15 protein-coding genes and 1 pseudogene are annotated in these 19545 nt (G+C 57.5%); 6 read left to right on the top strand and 10 right to left on the bottom strand.

All coding sequences use genetic code 11. The features are described from left to right. Positions 1 to 16 precede the first annotated feature (16 nt). Positions 17 to 607 (bottom strand): 3'-5' exonuclease, encoded by a 591-nt coding sequence (locus QZ869_RS03795; RefSeq protein ID WP_296014022.1) that lies wholly within the window; start codon positions 605 to 607, stop codon positions 17 to 19. A gap of 148 nt (positions 608 to 755) precedes the next feature. Here QZ869_RS03795 and QZ869_RS03790 point away from each other — a divergent pair. Continuing rightward, a pseudogene (locus tag QZ869_RS03790) lies at positions 756 to 1657 on the top strand (DMT family transporter). Between the two features lie 206 nt (positions 1658 to 1863). Beyond that, complete coding sequence (locus QZ869_RS03785) at positions 1864 to 2391, top strand: GNAT family N-acetyltransferase (protein ID WP_296102519.1); 528 nt, start codon at positions 1864 to 1866, stop codon at positions 2389 to 2391. A 41-nt stretch (positions 2392 to 2432) separates the two neighbouring features. Here QZ869_RS03785 and QZ869_RS03780 read toward each other — a convergent pair whose 3' ends face one another. Both QZ869_RS03780 and ligA read right to left on the bottom strand, forming a co-directional pair. Beyond that, the gene (locus QZ869_RS03780; protein ID WP_296102518.1) at positions 2433 to 3644 is read right to left on the bottom strand and encodes a hypothetical protein; all 1212 of its coding nucleotides are present in this window, start codon (positions 3642 to 3644) and stop codon (positions 2433 to 2435) included. Between the two features lie 361 nt (positions 3645 to 4005). Beyond that, positions 4006 to 6180: an NAD-dependent DNA ligase LigA gene (ligA, locus tag QZ869_RS03775; RefSeq protein WP_296102517.1), complete on the bottom strand. Its 2175-nt coding sequence runs from the start codon at positions 6178 to 6180 to the stop codon at positions 4006 to 4008. 222 nt (positions 6181 to 6402) lie between these two features. Here ligA and QZ869_RS03770 point away from each other — a divergent pair, with 222 nt between their 5' ends. The 3 genes from QZ869_RS03770 (at position 6403) to QZ869_RS03760 (ending at position 8270) form a co-directional block, all read left to right on the top strand. Then, on the top strand, positions 6403 to 7017 hold the full coding sequence (locus QZ869_RS03770) for a LysE family translocator (RefSeq protein WP_296102515.1): 615 nt from the start codon (positions 6403 to 6405) through the stop codon (positions 7015 to 7017). A gap of 17 nt (positions 7018 to 7034) precedes the next feature. Beyond that, a complete protein-coding gene (locus QZ869_RS03765) occupies positions 7035 to 7397 on the top strand; it encodes a VOC family protein (protein ID WP_296076238.1) in 363 nt (120 codons plus the stop codon). Between the two features lie 105 nt (positions 7398 to 7502). Beyond that, positions 7503 to 8270 (top strand): EAL domain-containing protein, encoded by a 768-nt coding sequence (locus tag QZ869_RS03760; RefSeq protein WP_296102513.1) that lies wholly within the window; start codon positions 7503 to 7505, stop codon positions 8268 to 8270. Positions 8271 to 8346: 76 nt separating this feature from the next. Here QZ869_RS03760 and recN read toward each other — a convergent pair whose 3' ends face one another. The 7 genes from recN to QZ869_RS03725 all read right to left on the bottom strand — a co-directional run bounded on the left by recN (position 8347) and on the right by QZ869_RS03725 (position 17659). Beyond that, positions 8347 to 10020 carry a DNA repair protein RecN gene (recN, locus tag QZ869_RS03755; protein WP_296102510.1) on the bottom strand — a complete coding sequence of 558 codons (1674 nt, stop codon included), beginning with the start codon at positions 10018 to 10020 and terminating at the stop codon, positions 8347 to 8349. 16 nt (positions 10021 to 10036) lie between these two features. After that, positions 10037 to 10903 carry an outer membrane protein assembly factor BamD gene (locus QZ869_RS03750; RefSeq protein WP_296014940.1) on the bottom strand — a complete coding sequence of 289 codons (867 nt, stop codon included), beginning with the start codon at positions 10901 to 10903 and terminating at the stop codon, positions 10037 to 10039. Between the two features lie 470 nt (positions 10904 to 11373). Next, the gene (gene lpxC, locus QZ869_RS03745; RefSeq protein ID WP_296039535.1) at positions 11374 to 12333 is read right to left on the bottom strand and encodes a UDP-3-O-acyl-N-acetylglucosamine deacetylase; all 960 of its coding nucleotides are present in this window, start codon (positions 12331 to 12333) and stop codon (positions 11374 to 11376) included. A gap of 297 nt (positions 12334 to 12630) precedes the next feature. Next, on the bottom strand, positions 12631 to 14391 hold the full coding sequence (gene ftsZ / locus QZ869_RS03740; RefSeq protein ID WP_296014956.1) for a cell division protein FtsZ: 1761 nt from the start codon (positions 14389 to 14391) through the stop codon (positions 12631 to 12633). Positions 14392 to 14484: 93 nt separating this feature from the next. After that, positions 14485 to 15819: a cell division protein FtsA gene (ftsA, locus tag QZ869_RS03735; protein ID WP_296014966.1), complete on the bottom strand. Its 1335-nt coding sequence runs from the start codon at positions 15817 to 15819 to the stop codon at positions 14485 to 14487. Beyond that, positions 15816 to 16745, bottom strand: coding sequence for a cell division protein FtsQ/DivIB (locus QZ869_RS03730; protein ID WP_296014975.1), 930 nt, complete (start codon positions 16743 to 16745; stop codon positions 15816 to 15818). The genes ftsA and QZ869_RS03730 overlap by 4 nt, the downstream gene beginning before the upstream one ends. After that, on the bottom strand, positions 16733 to 17659 hold the full coding sequence (locus tag QZ869_RS03725) for a D-alanine--D-alanine ligase (protein ID WP_296084905.1): 927 nt from the start codon (positions 17657 to 17659) through the stop codon (positions 16733 to 16735). The genes QZ869_RS03730 and QZ869_RS03725 overlap by 13 nt, the downstream gene beginning before the upstream one ends. Before the next feature lie 525 nt (positions 17660 to 18184). Between QZ869_RS03725 and QZ869_RS03720 the strand changes: the two genes are divergently transcribed. After that, positions 18185 to 19489, top strand: coding sequence for an MFS transporter (locus QZ869_RS03720; protein WP_296015009.1), 1305 nt, complete (start codon positions 18185 to 18187; stop codon positions 19487 to 19489). Positions 19490 to 19545: the final 56 nt, after the last annotated feature.

Genomic DNA, 19545 nt, shown 5'->3' with positions numbered 1-19545 from the left:
GTGACAAGCCGTTGGATTATCGTTTTCTCATGGTGCAGGGCTCGTAGCCCAAAGCGTGCAAACGCCCTGCAACCATGCCGATCTTTGCTGGAATGTCGCGCACATGCTGAACTGCGAGGGACTTCGCCGCCGCAAGAGCCGCAGAGGCGCAGACAACGGCGTCTTCTGCCGCATTATGGTGGACGAACCGAAGCTGCAGATGATGCGCGATAATGTTGAGCTTGTGTGACGGTAGCGACGGCCAGACGCGCTGCGCCATCTTCACGCTACAGAAATAAGAAAGCGACGGATAACTCTGCCGATATTTGTCGAAGCTGGCGCGCATGACGCTGAAATCGAAAGCCGCATTATGCGCGATCATCGTCGCATCGCGAAACTCGTCGACAAACTCTTCCATCACCTCGGGAAACTCCGGAGCATCCTCCACATCTGCTGGACGAATGCCGTGGACGGCAATATTGAAGGGCGAAAAGCGCATGTCTTTCGGCCGGATCAGCCGTTCTTCTACCCGCGTGATTGCGCCGTCCTCGATCCAGGCGAGCCCAACCGAGCAAGCGCTACCACGCTCTTCATTGGCGGTTTCGAAATCGATTGCGATTGTTTTCAAGAGGTGATTCCCCGTATATCGCAAACGGCATAGAACAAAATGGCCCGAAAATGAACCACCGGGCAAGAAACGAGTGGGAACCACAGCCGCCCCAGCTTAAAGCCCCAATACCGCGACGGGGATGATCGAGGTGAGCGTACATAGCCGCATGAATTCGACGGAATGGGCAATGCTCGTCACCCTGTCCATCCTTTGGGGCGGCTCCTTCTCCTTTGTGGGCATAGCGGTCAGAGAACTGCCGCCGATCACCATCGTCACGCTGCGGGTGTTTATTGCGGCGCTCGCGCTGCTCACGGTGTGTCGGGTGCTCGGCTACAGCCTGCCGCGAAAGCCGGAGGTTCTCCGCGCCTTCCTCGTGATGGGGCTGCTGAACAACATCATACCCTTTTCGCTGATCGTCTGGGGCCAGACGCATATTGCAAGCGGCGTCGCCTCCATCCTCAATGCCACGACACCGCTCTTTACCGTGCTTGTGGCCCATATGCTGACCACAGATGAAAAACTCAGCGCCAACAAGCTGGCAGGCGTCATCATCGGCTTTGCAGGCGTCGCAACCTTGATCGGCCCCGCTGCACTCAGCGGTGAGAGATCGAGCTTATTGGGTCAACTTGCCATTCTGGGAGCCGCGGTATCCTATTCCTTCGCTAGCGTTTTCGGACGGCGTTTCAAGATCATAGGCGTCGCCCACTGGTCACGGCCACCGGCCAGATTTCCGCCTCGAGCCTGTTGCTTCTTCCGCTTGCCATGGTCATCGACCGGCCATGGACGCTCGCCATTCCGAGTGGCGAGACATGGGCGGCGCTGTTTGGCATCGCGCTCCTCTCTACCGCACTTGCCTATCTGATCTTCTTCCGCATTCTCTCCTCAGCAGGGGCGACCAATCTTGCGCTCGTCACCTTCCTCATTCCTGTCAGCGCCATCCTGCTCGGATCGCTGGCGCTCGGAGAACAGCTTGCAGCGAAGCATTTCATCGGCATGGCGATGATTGCCGCTGGCCTCGTTGCCATCGATGGACGGCTGTTGCGGCGCAAGTCTCTGAAGGCGTCTTGACAGGGCTGGCCTGTGACCTCATCCTTCCGTCATGATCGCAAAGACCAACACAGTGATGCTTTCCACGGGTACCACCGGCGCGCCGGTGGACGGTGGAGCCCTGTGTCGAGCATTGGCGCGATAGGTCGCGCGATCTTTACACCAGAGCCCTGCCGAAGCAGCAGGGCAAGAGGATGCACCTGCTCTTCCAACCAAAAGGAAACAGCATGTCGCCGTCCCAGGAACCATCTCCCGCCGATTTTTCATTCGACGACGTCACCATCCGCGGCATACGCCCTGACGATGCCGAAGCGTTGGCACAGGTGCTGAACATGCCGGGCGTGCGCCACGGCACGCTGCGCCAGCCCTTCCAGAGCGTCGCTCACACCCGCCAATATATCGAATCGCTGACGCACGCCGATATCGTTATCGTCGCAGAATGGCATGGAATGCTACTCGGAAACGCTGGCCTGCACGCCCAACGTGGCCGTCGAAGACACGCGGCATCGCTCGGGCTCGGCATCCATGATGACTTCACGGGCAAGGGGCTCGGAACGCTCTTCATCAAGACTTTGCTGGACGCTGCCGATAACTGGCATGACTTGAAACGGATCGAGCTCAACGTCTTCACCGACAACGCGCCCGCTATCCGGCTGTATGAAAAGTTCGGCTTCGAGAAAGAAGGCACGATGCGCCAATACGCCTTCCGAGCCGGCGCATATGCCGATTGTTACTTGATGGCGCGGCTGCGGTAGTTCAATTGGAGCAATCTCCAGCATTGGCTGGAGATTGCGACTTACAATATCTTACCTTGAGAACTTACACTCTTCTGTGATCGCGTATCGCAAATCTGAGAGTTGACCGAAAAGTCGCCGACGCGCCTGGCCCCATAGAAAAAAAATGTATGAATGTTGATATTAAAACCCATTATGATCCTCAGATCATTGTTGTTACACAAGCTCTCTGAAATACGATTTTCCCAGCCTTCCTCAGGAACCTGATTGGCGATATAACGAATACTCAATGTTTTATCATAATATTCGGCACGAACTCTCAAATTCAATCCATTGATTTCCTTTACTCCATCAATGGATCTGGCGACCTGCTTCATATTACTATCCAGCTTCGACGCCCACTGATCGCAAGAGGCTGCGTCAAGGCTCAGCTCAGCCAATACCGTTCCGTCATTGGAAAGATACTTTTGATTGATCGTCGCGCCAGCATCTATCAAGATTCCCGATTTTCCCTCGCATAAATCATTGATCAGGGAATCGCGCCATATTTCCGAGAACCGATAATCCTTATCCGCGACTTCAAAAGTATAATTGACTGTCAACTCATCAACATCCACATGTTTGCTCGTGAAGACAGCACTATAATCCTTTGAGTTGGACAACTCCTGCGTGATGAGCGTAGCATAAGAAGCCATGTTGCCGCTACGAAGCTCATAAAAGACAATCTTCTTCTGCAATTCGGGATCGATATCCGTCTGGGATATTTCAGCCTGCTTTTCGGCTAGCAACCGCACCACATGACCTGACAGCATCAGCATTACGGCGACGCTGACGACTGCGATCTTCCCGGCCCTTCTGAAGAAGCCCGTTTTGTCAGCGTTTTCCTGCGAGGGCGCGAACAGCATGACCAAGTTGAGGATGGGGATAAGTCCATATGCCCACTTGTCGGAGGAGCCATAAGCGTCCCTGCTTCGCGCTGCGGAAAAAATCCCCATTAAAATGCCGATCGGAACCAATACCCCATAAAGCGCGAGCGTCAGTTGCGTCAGATATCCGCCCTTGATTGCGTCAAATACTGCGACAATGGAGGCAGATCGTATCCCCAAAACGAGCACAGCGATGCCAACGATGAAGGCGTAAAGCGGGCGCCTGAGCTTGAAGTCGAATTTGAAGACCGTTGCGCTTAAAGCAGCAGACCCGAACAGAATCGCCCAGGAAAAAAGCACGTCCTGCAGTTCATTCAAGGTCAGAAGTCTATAAGAAAATATGTCCATTTGCGCCCCTAGAACGCCGTGCTTCTTATGAAACGCACAAAGGACGCCCTATCTTCTTTAATCCACGCATCGGCCCGATGCTGTAGCCCCTGAGATCTGTGACACATACAGATGGGTTGCACAATTTGGAATTGATGCTTAACTCAGCAACCGAAATTTAAGGGTGTAGAGCAAAAGCATCAAGAGTGTCTGTTCGGCATACCTTCTTCATCAGCCCTTGCCATCTTGGAGATGATCTTTCATCGATTCGCGAATAATCCCGCGCGACCATTCGCTCAGCCTCTCGTCTCGTCCGCACTCCGCTCGCCTTAGTAGGCTGCTAATCAGTGATTGTAGCGGGACATGCGAAACGACCCTGCAGTCACCCCCCGATCAAAGCCAGCCATTCATCCTCATCCATGGTCTGCACACCAAGCTCGCGTGCCTTATCCAACTTCGATCCTGCACCGGGACCTGCCACGACGATATCGGTCTTCTTCGACACCGATCCCGCCACCTTGGCGCCGAGGCTTTCGGCCCGCGCCTTGGCCTCATCGCGGGTGAATTTCTCCAGCGACCCGGTAAAGACTATCGTCTTGCCAGCCACCGGGCTTCCCTCCGTCGTGGGTTTCTCCGCCTCCTTCGGGCGCAGTTCCTTTATCAGCCGGTCGATGACATCGAGATTGCGCGGCTCCTTGTAGAACTCCACAATGGCGCGTGCCACGACCTCGCCGATACCATCGATCGTGTTGAGCTCGCTCCATGCATCACCGGAGATATCCGCAGCATCCTTCATTGATTCTTCGAAATGTGCGTAAGTACCGTAATTTCGGGCCAAAAGCTTTGCGGTGGTTTCCCCGACATGGCGAATGCCCAAGGCAAAGATCAACCGGTGCAGATCGATCTCGCGCCTGGCATCAATGGCATCGAAAAGCTTCTTCACGCTGACCTTGCCAAAGCCATCGATATTCTCAAGCTTGGTCAGTGCGCTTTTGTCCTGCCGCTCCTTCAGCGTAAAGATATCCGCAGCAGTCTTGATCGACAGCGCCGGATCGTCACTCTCGAAGAAAAACTCGATCTGCTTGGTGCCAAGCCCCTCGATATCGAAGGCATTTCGCGAGACAAAATGCTTCAGATGCTCCACTGCCTGCGCCCGGCAGACGAAACCGCCCGTGCAACGCGTCACCGAATCGAGCTTGCCAGTCTTTTCATTGCGCTCACGCACCGCGTGGCTGCCACAAACCGGGCACTTCTTCGGAAACTCATAGGGCTTCAGACCGTCGGGGCGACGTTCCAGCACGACATCGAGGACCTGCGGAATGACATCGCCTGCCCGCTGAACGATGACGGTGTCGCCAATGCGGATATCGTGCTCCTGTGGGCGGATGCGCTCACCGTTATTGCCGATGCCATCGATGTAATCAGCATTGTGCAATGTCGCATTCGTCACCACCACGCCGCCGACGGTGATCGGCGTCAGCCGCGCCACTGGCGTCAGCGCACCTGTGCGTCCCACCTGAATGTCGATCGCCTCCACCGTTGTGAAAGCCTGCTCAGCGGGAAACTTATGCGCTGTCGCCCAGCGAGGGCTCCGGGAGCGAAACCCGAGGCGCTCTTGCAGATCGAGCTCATCGACCTTGTAGACCACGCCATCGATGTCATAATCGAGATCCGGTCTGGCAATGCCGATTTCATGATAATGCTCAAGCAGTTGCGCGGCAGAGGTGAATCTCTTCATCAAGGGGTTGACGGGAAAGCCCCACTTGCGAAACGTCTCAACGATGCCGTGCTGTGTGTCGGCAATACGGGTCGGCTGGCCACCATTCGAAACCTCACCCAACGCATAAGCGAAAAATCTCAGCTTGCGCCGGGCCGTCACAGTCGGATCGAGCTGGCGTAGCGAACCGGACGCGGTGTTGCGCGGATTGACATAGGTCTGCTTGCCCTCGGCCTCCATCTGCGCGTTCAGAGCCAGGAAGTCGCTTTTGGCCATGTAGACCTCACCGCGCACCTCTACGACGTCCGGCGCCCCAGCGGGCAACTCGTTAGGAACTTCTTTGATCGTCCTGATATTGGCAGTAACGTTTTCGCCCGTCGTTCCGTCACCGCGAGTGGCCGCCGTCGTCAGTCTTCCACGCTCATAGCGAATGGACATGGAAAGTCCGTCGATTTTAGGCTCGGCCGTGAAAGCGATGGAATCATCCGGCAGACGGCCGAGGAAACGGTAAACCGAAGCCACGAAATCCGTAACATCTTCCTCGGAAAAGGTATTGTCGAGCGAAAGCATCGGGCGCGCGTGAACGATGGGCGCAAAGGTTGGCAGGGGCGTAAAGCCCACCTTCTTTGACGGACTATCGGCCCGCACCAATGCAGGAAATGCCGCCTCAATCGCGTCGTTGCGCCGTTTCAGCGCGTCATATTCTGCGTCTGAAATCTCCGGCTGATCCTTGCCGTGATAGAGCGCATCGTGCCGCGCCAGTTCTGCTGCGAGAAAAGCGAGCTCTGAAGACGCTTCAAGCTCGGTCAGGTTTTCGACAGGTGTCTGGTAGTTCGACATGGCGGCCTCATTGGGGAAATCTGCCAGTGCTTTTAGAGCATGTCGTGCGAAAGTGTGAAACGGTTTTGCGATAACGCCATGCCACAACGAATATCTGAATAGACGCGAATCTGAAAGATAGCGCTTGTTCGGCTATCGAGGCGGACAAACCGGCCCCTTTTCATCGGCCCGGAATCGGCTACTCTGAACATCCGGATGATAAATCTGTTCCGGAGCTGACCAATGGACATGACGACTGTTCTTGCCTTCGCCGCTGCGTTCTTCGTCTTTGCAGCCAGTCCCGGCCCCGACAACATGACGATCGTCGCCCGAACCATCACCCATGGCGCGCTATCAGGGATTGCTTACGGGATAGGCACCGTCGCTGGTATCCTGATCTTTCTCACACTCGCCGCCTTCGGCCTGTCGCTGGTCGCGCAGGAGATGGGCGTCGTCATGACTGTTCTGCGCTATGGTGGCGCGGCCTATCTGATCTGGATGGGCGTGAAGATGTGGACGGCACCGGCCGTCGTGCCGGAGCTTCAGCCAGCGGGTGGAAGACAAGGGCTTCTTTCCATCCTCCTCACTGGCTTCGTACTCAATCTAGGCAATCCAAAAATGCCGCTGTTCTATGTGGCCCTCCTGCCCAATATCGTCGGCACGTCGCTGAACGTGGATCATTTGGCAGTACTTGCCGCCGTCATCCTGGGCGTGGAGGTCTTGGTGATCGGCGGACACGTGATGCTTGCGGTCCGGGCACGGAAGCTTCTACGATCCGAACGCATCGTGAAGCGTGTCAATCGCGTTGCAGGCAGCGTCATGATCGGCTCAGGCGTGGCTGTCGCCGCCAGCCGCTGACAAGGAGTGAAGCGACCATGGTCGTCAAAAGGATTGTCGCCAATATTGCCGCGCCGGATGTCAAAACCGCACAGGCGTTTTATCGCGATATCCTCGGCCTCGACCTCATAATGGACCACGGGTGGATCGCGACCTTCGCCGCACCGGCAATAGAAGCCAGGCCGCAGATCAGCATCGCAACCCAAGGCGGATCAGGCACGCCCGTCCCGGATCTCTCGATTGAAGTGGACAACCTTCAGGAGGTACTTCTACGGGTAACAGCCGCAGGCCTGGCGCTAGAATATGGGCCTGCCGATGAGCCTTGGGGGGTAACGCGTTTCTACGTAAGAGATCCCTTTGGGCGATTGATCAATATTTTGTCTCACCAAGACGACAGTTAAGCGTCCGACCGTACGCTTTCGAACACAGTTTATATCGCGCCTTCCACACGAATAGTTAACATCACCCAGCTAGGTTTCCGCAACAACCATGGAGAAAAGTTGGACATGTCGACAAATTGTGAAGGTTGCCGCGAGGGCAAGGGGGTCGATTTGCCATTCTCGATGGCATTCCAGCCGATATTTGATGTCAACACCGGTTCGGTGTTTGCCAATGAGGCGCTGGTGCGTGGTCCGAATGGCGAGGGCGCTGGAACGATCCTGTCTCAGGTCGATGACAGCAACCGATATAGGTTCGATCAGCAATGTCGCATCAAGGCAATTGAGCTGGCAGCGCGCCTTTTCGACCCGACGGAAACCACCAAGCTCTCCATCAACTTCATGCCGAACGCCGTCTACGAGCCGCGCGCCTGCATCCGCCTGACGCTCGCAACCGCTATGAAGACCGGCTTCCCGCTGAACCGTATCATTTTCGAATTCACGGAAACGGAGAAGCTGGACTCTGTGCATGTGCTGAATATCTTGCGCACATACCGGGACATCGGGTTCATGACGGCGATCGATGATTTCGGTGCCGGCTATTCCGGGCTCGGTCTTCTCACCCATTTCCAGCCCGATATCGTCAAGCTCGACATGGACATGATCCGCGGGATCGACCGCGATCCGGTCAGACGCGTCATTGTTCGCAATACATTGAATATGCTGGCCGATCTGAATATCACACCTCTCTGTGAGGGTGTGGAAACCGCCGGTGAACTTTCGGTCCTTCGCGATCTCGGCGTTGTTCTGGTGCAGGGATACCTTCTGGCGAAACCCGCCTTCGAGTCGGTTGTCGTGCCAAGCACGGTCAAAGAACTGCTGGCGCCTGCCGCCTGACGGCAAAGATAACCGGCTCGGCAGGACCAACCCGAGCGTTTCCAGCAAGCTCGATCTTCTTGTTAAGGGAAACGCTTCAATCCTGCGCGGCCAGCAGCCGCGCAGCCGCCGCCCTGGCTTCGTCCGTCACAGAAGCACCGGCAAGCATACGGGCAATCTCTTCGGTGCGATGTTCGGGCTGCATGGTGGCAACGCGCGTGGCAATGCGCTCGGTCCCGTCGCCTGCCGGTCCCTTGGCGATCAACAGATGCGTGGAAGCGCGTGCTGCCACCTGCGGCGCATGGGTGACGGATAGAACCTGCACAGTCTTCGACAAGCGTTTCAAACGCTGACCGATGGCGTCCGCCACTGCGCCCCCTACTCCCGTATCGATTTCGTCGAACACCAGCGTCGGCGCAGATCCACGATCGGCAAGGGCAACTTTGAGCGCCAACAGGAAGCGTGAGAGCTCGCCGCCCGAAGCGACCTTCATGATCGGACCGGGTCGCGTGCCGGGGTTGGTCTGGACATGAAATTCCACAACGTCGATGCCGTCAGCCGTCGCCGAGGAGGAATCGCTCGTCACCTCTACGCTGAAGCGCGCCCGCTCCAGCTTTAGTGCCGGCAGTTCGGCCATGACGGCTTCGGAGAGCGCCGCCGCAGCATGACGCCTTTTCTCCGACAGCGATAATGCCGCCCGGTCGAAATCGGCCTTGACGACGCCAAGCTGCGCCTCGAGTTTCGCAAGCTTTTCTTCGCCCGCATCGAGATCGGCAAGATCCGTCACCATACGCTCGGCAAGGGCTGGAAGATCGGTCACGGGAACGGAATATTTGCGAGCCGCCGCACGAAGCGCAAACAAACGCTCTTCAACCCGCTCCAGCTCGCGTGGGTCGAATTCGGTCCGGCGAAGAGCTGCCTCCACCTCCATCTGCGCATTGGACAGATTGTCGAGCGCGGCGTCCAGCAGCTGCACCGTGTCTTCCAGCAGACCGGGCGCTTCATGGCTCTTGCGCTCAAGTCGCCGCATCATCGAGGCGATGATCGGCACGGGAGATGCGTTGCCGTTCAGGAACTCGCTCGCTTCGGCAATATCACCGGCAATACGTTCGGACTTCTGCATCACGGCCCGACGCTCGGCCAGTTCGTCCTCCTCACCATCGCGAGGAGACAGGGCTTCCAGCTCATCAACCGATGACCGTAAATAATCGGCCTCACGCGCCGCCGCCTCGACCTTGGCGCGATGCACCTTCAAGCCGCGCTCGGCATCTTTCCACGTACGGTACAGACCCTGCACCGAAACGACCTCGTCGACAAGACCGGCGAAAGCATCAAGAAGCGCACGATGCGCGTTGGTATCGACCAGCGCCCGATCGTCATGCTGACCGTGAATTTCAACGAGATGTTGTCCGAGCTGGCGCATCATCTGCACCGATACGGCCTGATCGTTGACATAGGCCTTGGTCCGCCCGTCCGCCGACTGCACACGCCGAAAGATCAGATCGCCGTCGTCGTCCAGACCGTTCTCACGCAACAGCAGCCGAGCGGGGTGATCCAATCCGACTTCGAACGTGGCCGTAACCTGACCTTTTTCCTCGCCGTGACGCACAAGGCCACCATCGCCGCGGCCGCCAAGAGCAAGCGACAAGCTGTCGAGAAGAATGGATTTACCAGCGCCGGTTTCACCGGTCAGCACGGAGAGACCGGCCTCGAACCCAAGGTCGAGCCGTTCGATCAGAACGATGTCGCGGATCGAAAGCTGGACCAGCATGGATGACGCCCTTGCCTTAGGCTCCGATCAGCTTCTTGCCGGCGCGCGAGATCCAGGATTCGCGATTTTCGCGCGGCTCCAGCCCCTGCCCCTTCAAGAGCTTGTAGGAATCGGCATACCACTGGCTGTCAGGGTAGTTATTGCCAAGCACGGCAGCAGCCGTCTGGGCTTCATCCACCAGTCCCATGGCGTAGTAAGCTTCGGTAAGACGCGCCAGCGCCTCTTCGATCTGGTTGGTGTTCTGGTACTGCTCCACGACGATGCGGAAGCGCGACACCGCGGCCAAATATTCCTTGCGCTCGAGGTAATAACGACCGACCTGCATTTCGCGACCGGCAAGCTGGTCACGCGCAAAGCGGATCTTGGCCTGCGCATCGGCTACATATTCGGAATCGGGATAATCGTTGACCACCTTGCTCATCGCCTCGATGGTGCGCTGGGCGGCGCGTTGGTCCTGCGTCACGTCGGCAATCTGCTTGGAGTAAGCAAGGCCGATCATGTACTGAACGTAGGCGGCGTCTTTGGCGCGCGGATACTGCTTGAGGAACCGCTGGCCAGAGGTGATCGCTGCTTCGTTCTTGTTCTGGCGGGTGGCAATAAAGGTGTTCATCACCAGAGCCTTCTGGCCCCACTCGGTGAAAGGATACTGCTTATCGATCGCTGTGAACTTGCGGCCCGCTTCGGTCATGTTGCCCTTGTTCATATTGGCAAGGGCCTGGCGATAGAGCACATCCGGCGGATCATTCTCAACGCCGAGTTTGGTGATGTCGATATCGGGATCGGACTGGCAGGCAGTGACCAGCGTTCCGGCGCCAAGCAGCATCAGCGACACGAGTCCGACCCGCATCGTTCCATTCATAGCACCAGAACCTACACGCTTCATTCGACAGTTCCCACTTCCCGCGTCAACACAGAGCTTTGGCTTCTTGCAGGCGTTTCTAGCCGTAAAAGCACCAGCAGGGCAACGCAATGATGACGCATTAACGCATTTTTATGGCAGGCAACCGCGCATGACGCGATAATCCCGATCTCCACCCGTGCAACTCCTATTAGAGGGTTTCCTTTTTAAATGGAAGCGTTCTGCTCGAGCAGATTTTCGCCGTCGCACAGGTGATCGATGGTGGACGTATTCGACATACGGTAGAGCCAATCACGCGTCGCGACCGAAAAACACCGGCACTACTAATCCCCTTGAACGAAGCACTTTTCTGATGGCTTGAAGTCTGCTTTGCAAGCTCTTCCGGTGGCGTAACCTGCAACGCTAACGGCACACTGTAATAAAGTGTCGGCAGCAAATAAAAAAAGGCTGCCTGGAGGAGCAGCCCTTAGTGAAGATCGAGTTTCTCGCAGAATTTACGCGGACCAGGGGGCAAATTCCGGCTGGTTGATGGCGACAAACTCACGTGCGCGAACGACCGGATGACGCGCGGCAGGCGCCTCGACGATCTCATACGCGGTCGGATCGCTGAGCAGTGCCTTCAGCGCATTGGCGTTGACCTTGTGGCCACCACGATAGGAGCGATAGCAACCGATGAACTGCGCACCTGCAAGTGCCAGATCGCCAACGGCATCAAGCGTCTTGTGACGGACGAATTCGTCCTTCGCGTAACGCAGGCCTTCCATATTGATGACCGTGTGGTCGTCGGAGATCACAACGGAATTTTCGAGCGACGAGCCGAGCGCGTAGCCGGCAGCCCACAGGCGCTCCACATCACGCATGAAGCCGAAGGTACGGGCGCGGGACAACTCGTTCTTGAATGTATCAGCCGTCAGGTCACCCTTCCAGGTCTGGCGACCGATAAGCGGCGTATCGAAATCGATTTCGACTTCGAAACGCGTGCCGTCATAGGGACGGAATTCCGCCCAGGAAGCGCCCGCATCAATACGAACAGGCTTGATCACGCGGATGTAGCGACGCTTCACACCGAGATTCTTGATACCAACCGACTCGATCGCTTCGATGAAAGGTGCGGAGCTACCATCCATGATCGGCACTTCCGGACCGTCGACTTCAACGATCAGGTTGTCGATGCCCATGGCGTAGATGCCAGCCATGACATGCTCGACGGTCGCAACCGACTGTGCCGGCGAACGGCCGATGACGGTGCAAAGATCGGTATTGCCGACATTGGCAGAAACGGCCTTCACATCGACCACGGTGCCGTTCTCCAGCGTGCGGCTGAAGACGATGCCCGTTCCGGCTTCCGCCGGCTGAAACGTCATGGAAGCCGGATTGCCCGAGTGAACGCCGATGCCCTTGAGCTGAACGGGGTTGGCGATGGTTGTCTGAAAACCGAGCAATCCGATGGTCATGCGTATTAAGCCTTTTCATGTGAACCAGCCGGCGATACCGCCTCGGTTCGAAGTCGAACGAGTGGAAATATTGCCTTCACAAAGACGTCATTTCCCAAACCCATGTTCTTACATACGCACAGTGCAGCGCCATAACAAATCACTGTTGATTTCGCATTGTTACAGACGCAAGCATTTGAAACAATTGATCTAAATTCGCCCTGACGAAGCGGATGAAACACGAATACCCGGGCCTTTCGAACCCGGGTATTCGCTAAACGTAGAATCGCCTGATCGGTTCACCGACCGGCAATCCGATCAGTTCGACTGACGGCGTAGGAAGGCCGGAATTTCGAGCTGATCGTCATCGTGATGGCTGGACGATGCCGGCATCTGGCGACCGTGATCATCCAGATTGCCCCGACGCGGTGCGTACATGCTGGCTTCCTGAGACAGCGGACGGCGTTGCTGCGGAGCAAGGCTCGGAGCATCCATCATGTCGGAAGGAACAGTATCTTCTTCATCGCGGCGACCGAGCGAATTTGTGATTCGCTTCAAGAGACCCATCGGGCCACGCTCTTCAGGCGCTGCATGAGCAACCTGTGCGCGGTGATCGATTTCAGCCTTCACGACCGGAGGGAAATCCTCGACCTTTGGCATGCGAACCGGCTCCGGCTGGCGTGCGACAGGAGCAGGTTCATGATAAACCTGAGCCTGCGGCTGTGCCATGCGCGGAGCCGGCGCTGCGACCTGCTCCGGAGCGTGGTATACAGGTGCCGGAGCAGCCTGAACCGGTGCTGCGGGGCGAGCAACGACCGGCGCTTCGGCCGGAGCAGATGCGAACAGCTTGCTCTGTGGGCGGAACTCGGCCTCTGCCTGTGCCTGGCGCAGCTGCTGTTCGGCAGCGGCCAGAGCAAGTTCGCGCTCCATATCGACTTCCGCAGCGCGGATGGTCTGAGCAATCGGATCTACGGTCTTTGGTGCCTGCGATACTGGGGCAGGCTGAACTGCGGCCGGTGCGGATGCAACGGCCGCGGAGGGACGGATAATGGGCTTTGCTGCGGCAGCTGCGGCTGCACGCATTTCAGCAATGTTCTGCTCCATCTGGCCCGGTACACGGTCGATGCCGGTGGCAACAACGGAAACGCGGATGAGGCCTTCGAGCGCTTCGTCGAAGGTCGCGCCGAGGATGATGTTGGCATCCGGATCGACTTCTTCGCGGATACGCGTTGCAGCTTCGTCGACTTCGAAGAGGGTCAGGTCGCGACCACCGGTGATGGAGATCAGGAGGCCCTGTGCGCCCTTCATCGAGGTTTCGTCGAGCAGCGGGTTGGCAATCGCCGCTTCCGCAGCCTGCATTGCGCGGCCTTCGCCGGAAGCCTCACCCGTACCCATCATTGCGCGGCCCATTTCGCGCATGACCGAGCGAACGTCGGCGAAGTCGAGGTTGATGAGACCTTCCTTCACCATCAGGTCGGTGATGCAAGCAACGCCCGAATAGAGAACCTGGTCAGCCATTGCGAAGGCATCGGCAAAGGTCGTCTTGTCATTGGCAATGCGGAAAAGGTTCTGGTTCGGAATGACGATCAGCGTATCGACCGACTTCTGCAGCTCTTCGATACCCTGTTCGGCCAGACGCATGCGGCGTCCACCTTCGAAATGGAACGGCTTGGTTACGACGCCGACCGTCAGGATGCCCTTGTTGCGGGCTGCCTGTGCAACGACCGGAGCCGCACCCGTGCCGGTGCCGCCGCCCATGCCGGCGGTGACGAAGCACATGTGAGTGCCGTTCAGGTGATCGATGATTTCATCGATGCACTCTTCGGCAGCAGCGCGGCCAACTTCCGGCTGCGAACCGGCGCCGAGGCCTTCGGTGACGTTCACGCCGAGCTGGATAACCCGGTCGGCCTTCGTCATCGTGAGCGCCTGTGCGTCCGTGTTGGCGACGACGAAATCGACGCCCTGCAGACCCGCCGTGATCATGTTGTTGACAGCGTTACCGCCACCGCCGCCAACACCGAAAACGGTGATGCGTGGCTTCAGCTCGGTGATATCCGGCTTTTGCAGCTGTATCGTCATTTTACCATTCCTTCTTTTGATGGCCGGCAACGCCCCGCTGGCCAATTTCTTCGATCTTCACTCATTCCTTTTCCGTGATACGCAGGAAAAGGATCAGAAACTTTCTTTCAGCCACTGCCCCACACGGGCGATCCGCCCGCTGCCCATTCCAAACGGCGAGAACATTCCGCTCTGCGCCGCATGAATTTCGATGTCCGCGATCTGCGGATAGATCATCAATCCGCAAGCCGTGGAAAAGGCCGGGCCCTTGGCCGCAACCGGTAGGCCCGCCACACCCATCGGACGACCGATGCGCACGTTGCGAGCCAGAATGCGACGCGCCGTTTCCGGCAGACCGGTGAGCTGGCTAGCGCCACCCGTCAGCACCACGCGCTTACCCACGATGGGGCTGAAACCGGACTTCTGGATCCGGTCACGAATGAGTTCCAGCGTCTCTTCGATACGAGCGCGGATAATACGGCTGACCAGCGCCTTAGAGACCTGCGATGGCTGATCGCGATCGTCCTCGCCGATCGGCGGAACGGCAATCATCTCGCGATCGTCCACGCCGCCATTGGCAAGCGACGAACCGTGAACCACCTTCAGACGCTCTGCGTCTTCGATACGCGTGGAGAGACCACGTGCAAGGTCGGTGGTGACGTGGTGGCCACCGAGGCCGATTGCATCGGTATGGACCAGACGGCCTTCGGCGAAAACCGAGATCGTCGTCGTGCCGCCGCCCATATCGATAGCAGCGCAGCCGAGTTCGACTTCATCATCCACCAATGCAGCCAGACCGCTGGCATAGGGAGTTGCAACAATGCCTTCGACCGAGAGGTGCGCACGGTTGATGCAAAGTTCTAGGTTCTTCAGCGCCGTGCGTTCAGCGGTAACGACGTGCATATCCACACCCAGTAGATCGCCATACATGGAGAGTGGGTCGCGAATGCCGCGCTCGCCATCCAGCGAATAGCCCGTCGGCAACGAATGCAGAATAGCACGGTCCTGGCGAAGCGACTGCTGGCTTGCAGCAATCAAAACCTTGCGCAGATCGCCCGATTCCACTTCCTGTCCACCGAGATCGATGGAGGCAGTGTAGATATCGCTCGCCAGACGGCCAGCCGAAACATTGACGATCAGGCTGTCGACGGTGAGGCCTGCCATGCGCTCGGCGGCATCGACCGCTAAGCGAATGACGCCTTCAAGCGCGTCGAGATCGGCGATCACGCCGGATTTCACGCCACGCGAACGCTGATGACCGATGCCGATCACGTCTACCTTATGCGTGCGACCGGGCAGAACTTCGCTCTCCTGGCGCGGCGTCAGACGGCCGATCATGCACACGACCTTGGTGGAGCCGATATCGAGAACCGAAACCACATGGCTGCGCTTGGACGACAATGGCTTCAGGCGCGGAAGACCGAACTGGGAAGAACCGAACAAGCTCATGTGTTCTTCTCCGCTTTCTTGAGGGCCTTACTACGCGCTTCGACGGCAGCCTGACGACGCTCTGCTGCACCGTCCGTCAACTGCACCGTGGTGCGGTCGGAAAGACGCAGATCAACGGCTGCGACGTCGCGCGAAAGAATTTTCTGCTCCATGTCGAGACGGGCCAGAAGCTGCAGCGCCTTCGGCACGTTCTCTTCCGGCAGCTTCACCACGATGCCATTGTCGAGGTGCAGATCCCAACGGCGACCGGCAACGCGAACATAGGCGCGAACGCGGTTGCGAATTTCCGGCCAGTCCGCAAGCTCATCGACAAAGCCTGCAGCACCGGTTTCGGCATCGCGGCCAACGAACAGCGGCAGACCTGCATATTTGTTGTCACGCAACGGCGCGATGACACTGCCGCTCTTTTCGATCAACGACAGCTCCGAGCCGTGCTGCCAGATACCAAAGGCCTGACGCTCCTTGAGGCGCACTTCGATCGTCTTCGGATAGACCTTGCGCACTTCCACATCGTCGACCCATGGAAGTTCGGTCAGTTTCTTGCGCGCAGCGTTGACGTCCAGCGCGATCAGCGAGGTTGCGCCATCAAGGCCGAGAAGCTGGAAGACTTCGATTTCCGATGTCTGAAGATTGCCGGATACCTTGACGTCTTCAACGGCAAAACCGGCAGCGGACGTTGTTGCTTGAGCAACAAGCTCCGTGTGGCCACCAAGCGACATGCCGTAAAGACCAACAGCGGAGAAAAATACGAGCGTCGATACCGTACCGGTATGGGCAGGAATATGAATGCGCCCCGTTGCAAGGCTCGCACAAAAGCGGAAGACACGGCGCAGCGGACGCGGAAGAACCAGCCGGTCATCCACACCTGCGGCTGCGTGCTGGTCACGCTTTCTAGCTGCCGATTTTTTGCCCTTTACCGCAAGCACGACGCATCCTCCACCATCCACCGGACAAGATCACCAAAGGAACGGCCCTGGTGAGCCGCCATCTCGGGCACGAGGGAGGTTGGCGTCATGCCCGGCTGAGTATTGATCTCCAGCCAGATAAGTTCGCCATCTTCTGAGAAACGGTCGTCGTAGCGAAAATCCGAACGGCTTACGCCACGGCAGCCAATCACCTGATGCGCCATGACCGCCAATGATTGGATTCTTTGGTAAATATTCGGTGAAATTTCTGCCGGGATGACATGCTTTGAGCCACCCTTGGCGTATTTTGCGTCGTAATCGTAGAAATTATGGCCGAGCGGCACGACTTCCGTCACGCCTAAAGCCTCGCCGTTCATCACGCCGCAGGTGAGTTCGCGGCCATGAACATAGCGTTCGACCATGACCGAATCACCATAACGCCAGTCGGTCGAGCCAAGCACCTGCGGAGGATGGGATTGATCTTCCGTGACGATGACAACTCCGAAGCTCGAACCCTCGCAAACAGGCTTGACGACATAAGGCGTCGCCATCGGATGGTCGGAGCCGATATCGAAACGGTTCATCAGCTTTTCGGCAGCAACAGGGATGCCAGCGGCAGCGGCAATCTTCTTGGACTGCGACTTGTTCATCGCCAGAGACGACGCCGCGACCCCGGAATGGGTATATGGAATTTCGAGATATTCCAGAACACCCTGGATCGTACCGTCTTCCCCAAAGGGACCATGCAAAGCGTTGAATGCGACGTCAGGGCGCAAGTCAGCAAGGACCGCAGCAACGTTGCGATCGACATCCACCCGCGTGACCTTATAGCCCTCACCTTCCAGCGCGGACGCGCAAGCCTCTCCCGACGAGAGGCTGACCGGCCGCTCCGAAGAAAACCCACCCATAAGAACAGCTACGTGCTTGCCGCTCATAAAAACCTCTGACACCTGAAATTCCAGACGAGGCACCGGAACCGGAATGGTTCGCGATTCTCTCGCCCGACCCGTACGAGACACTTAAACGTCATTAAGGTTAACGAAGCGTTTACTTTCCTTAACCGAAGCGGCCATTGGTGCGATTTTTGTTAAAGAATCACATGAGGCACGGATTCCTTCCTTGGAATCAGAGTGTTGCGGTCGATGCAAGATTCAGAATTTCAGCCGTATCAAATAAATCCATTGCGCGGAGTTCGAGCATCGGCATCAAAAGCAAGATCGATTCGTTAAGATCGCCCAATTGTCCCCAGGGATTTTAGAACCTTAAGGCACACGCGCTGAGCGGCAAAAAAGAGACCGCGCATTGAGCGCTCGTCACCTCGAAGTCCAAAAACACCTGAAATTCTCGTGATTTTTTACAGCTTATTGCGCTTTAGTCGTTCCAAAGGATCGAAAATTGCGTTAACGCAACGGCAGCCTCCTCCAAGGTCATAAGTCTTACTTAACAATGGAACCAATACCATGACTGACGCGATATCTCCTGTATCGCCGACAGCTGCCACGCCGAACGATGTAAAGACAAATTCGCCTGCACGAGTTCTCACTGCCAGCCTGGTCGGTACGACCATCGAATTCTTCGATTTCTACGTTTATGCGACCGCCGCCGTGCTCGTGTTTCCGACGCTGTTCTTCCCCAACAGCGATCCGATGACGGCTTTGCTTGCATCCTTCGCCACCTTCTCGATCGCCTTCTTTGCCCGTCCACTCGGCGCACTGGTGTTTGGTCACTACGGCGACCGCGTGGGCCGCAAGACGACGCTTGTCGCAGCCCTGCTGACGATGGGTATCTCTACTGTCGTGATCGGTCTTTTGCCGTCCTATGAAACAGCAGGCGTTTTCGCTCCTCTGCTGCTAGCCCTTTGCCGTTTCGGCCAGGGCTTTGGACTTGGTGGCGAATGGGGCGGCGCCGTTCTTCTGGCAACGGAAAATGCGCCTCCTGGCAAACGCAACTGGTACGCCATGTTCCCGCAGCTCGGCGCACCGGTTGGTCTCTTCCTCTCCTCGGGTATCTTCTGGCTGCTGCTGCACGTCATGTCGAATGAAGCGCTCATCTCGTGGGGCTGGCGTATTCCCTTCGTCGCCTCGACGCTGCTGATCGCGGTTGGTCTGTGGGTCCGTTTCTCCATTTCGGAAACGCCTGCGTTCCAGAAAGCAATCGACAAGCATGAGCGCGTTGCCGTTCCAGCCAAGGAAATCTTCACCAAGTACAAGCGCAGCCTGTTCCTCGGCACCTTTGTAGCGCTCGTCACGTTCGTGCTGTTCTACATCGCGACCGCCTGGCTGCTGTCCTACAACGTCAAGGTCCTGAAGATCCCCTTCCTCGACGCGCTGGAAATCCAGATCCTCAGTGCCGTCGTCTTCGGCATCTTCATCCCGCTGACGGGCATCGTCGGCGACAAGGTCGGTCGTCGCCTGTCGCTGATCGTCATCACGGTCTTGATCGCCGCCTTCTCCTTCCTGCTTCCGGTTCTTCTGGGCGGCGGCGAAACAGGTGTCGCAATCTTCGCGGCCTCGGCCATGGCGCTGATGGGCATGACCTACGCGCTGATCGGCGCGGCATTGGCTGCCCCCTTCCCCACCAGCGTGCGCTACACCGGCGCGTCGCTGACCTTCAACTTCGCAGGCATCGTCGGCGCCTCTCTCGCACCTTACATCGCGACGTGGCTGCAGACGAATTACGGCATGGCCGCCGTCGGCTATTATCTCGGCATCGCTGCCGTGATCACGCTGGTCTGCATCCTTGCCTCAGGCAAGGACGAAGTGTAAGCGATCCCGACAATGGCGGCGCACCATTCCCGATGCGCCGCTTGAAGCCTGAATCA

The sequence above is a fragment of the uncultured Agrobacterium sp. genome (assembly GCF_913777885.1).
Taxonomy (GTDB): domain Bacteria; phylum Pseudomonadota; class Alphaproteobacteria; order Rhizobiales; family Rhizobiaceae; genus Agrobacterium.
This window is presented reverse-complemented; position numbering and strand designations above follow the sequence as displayed.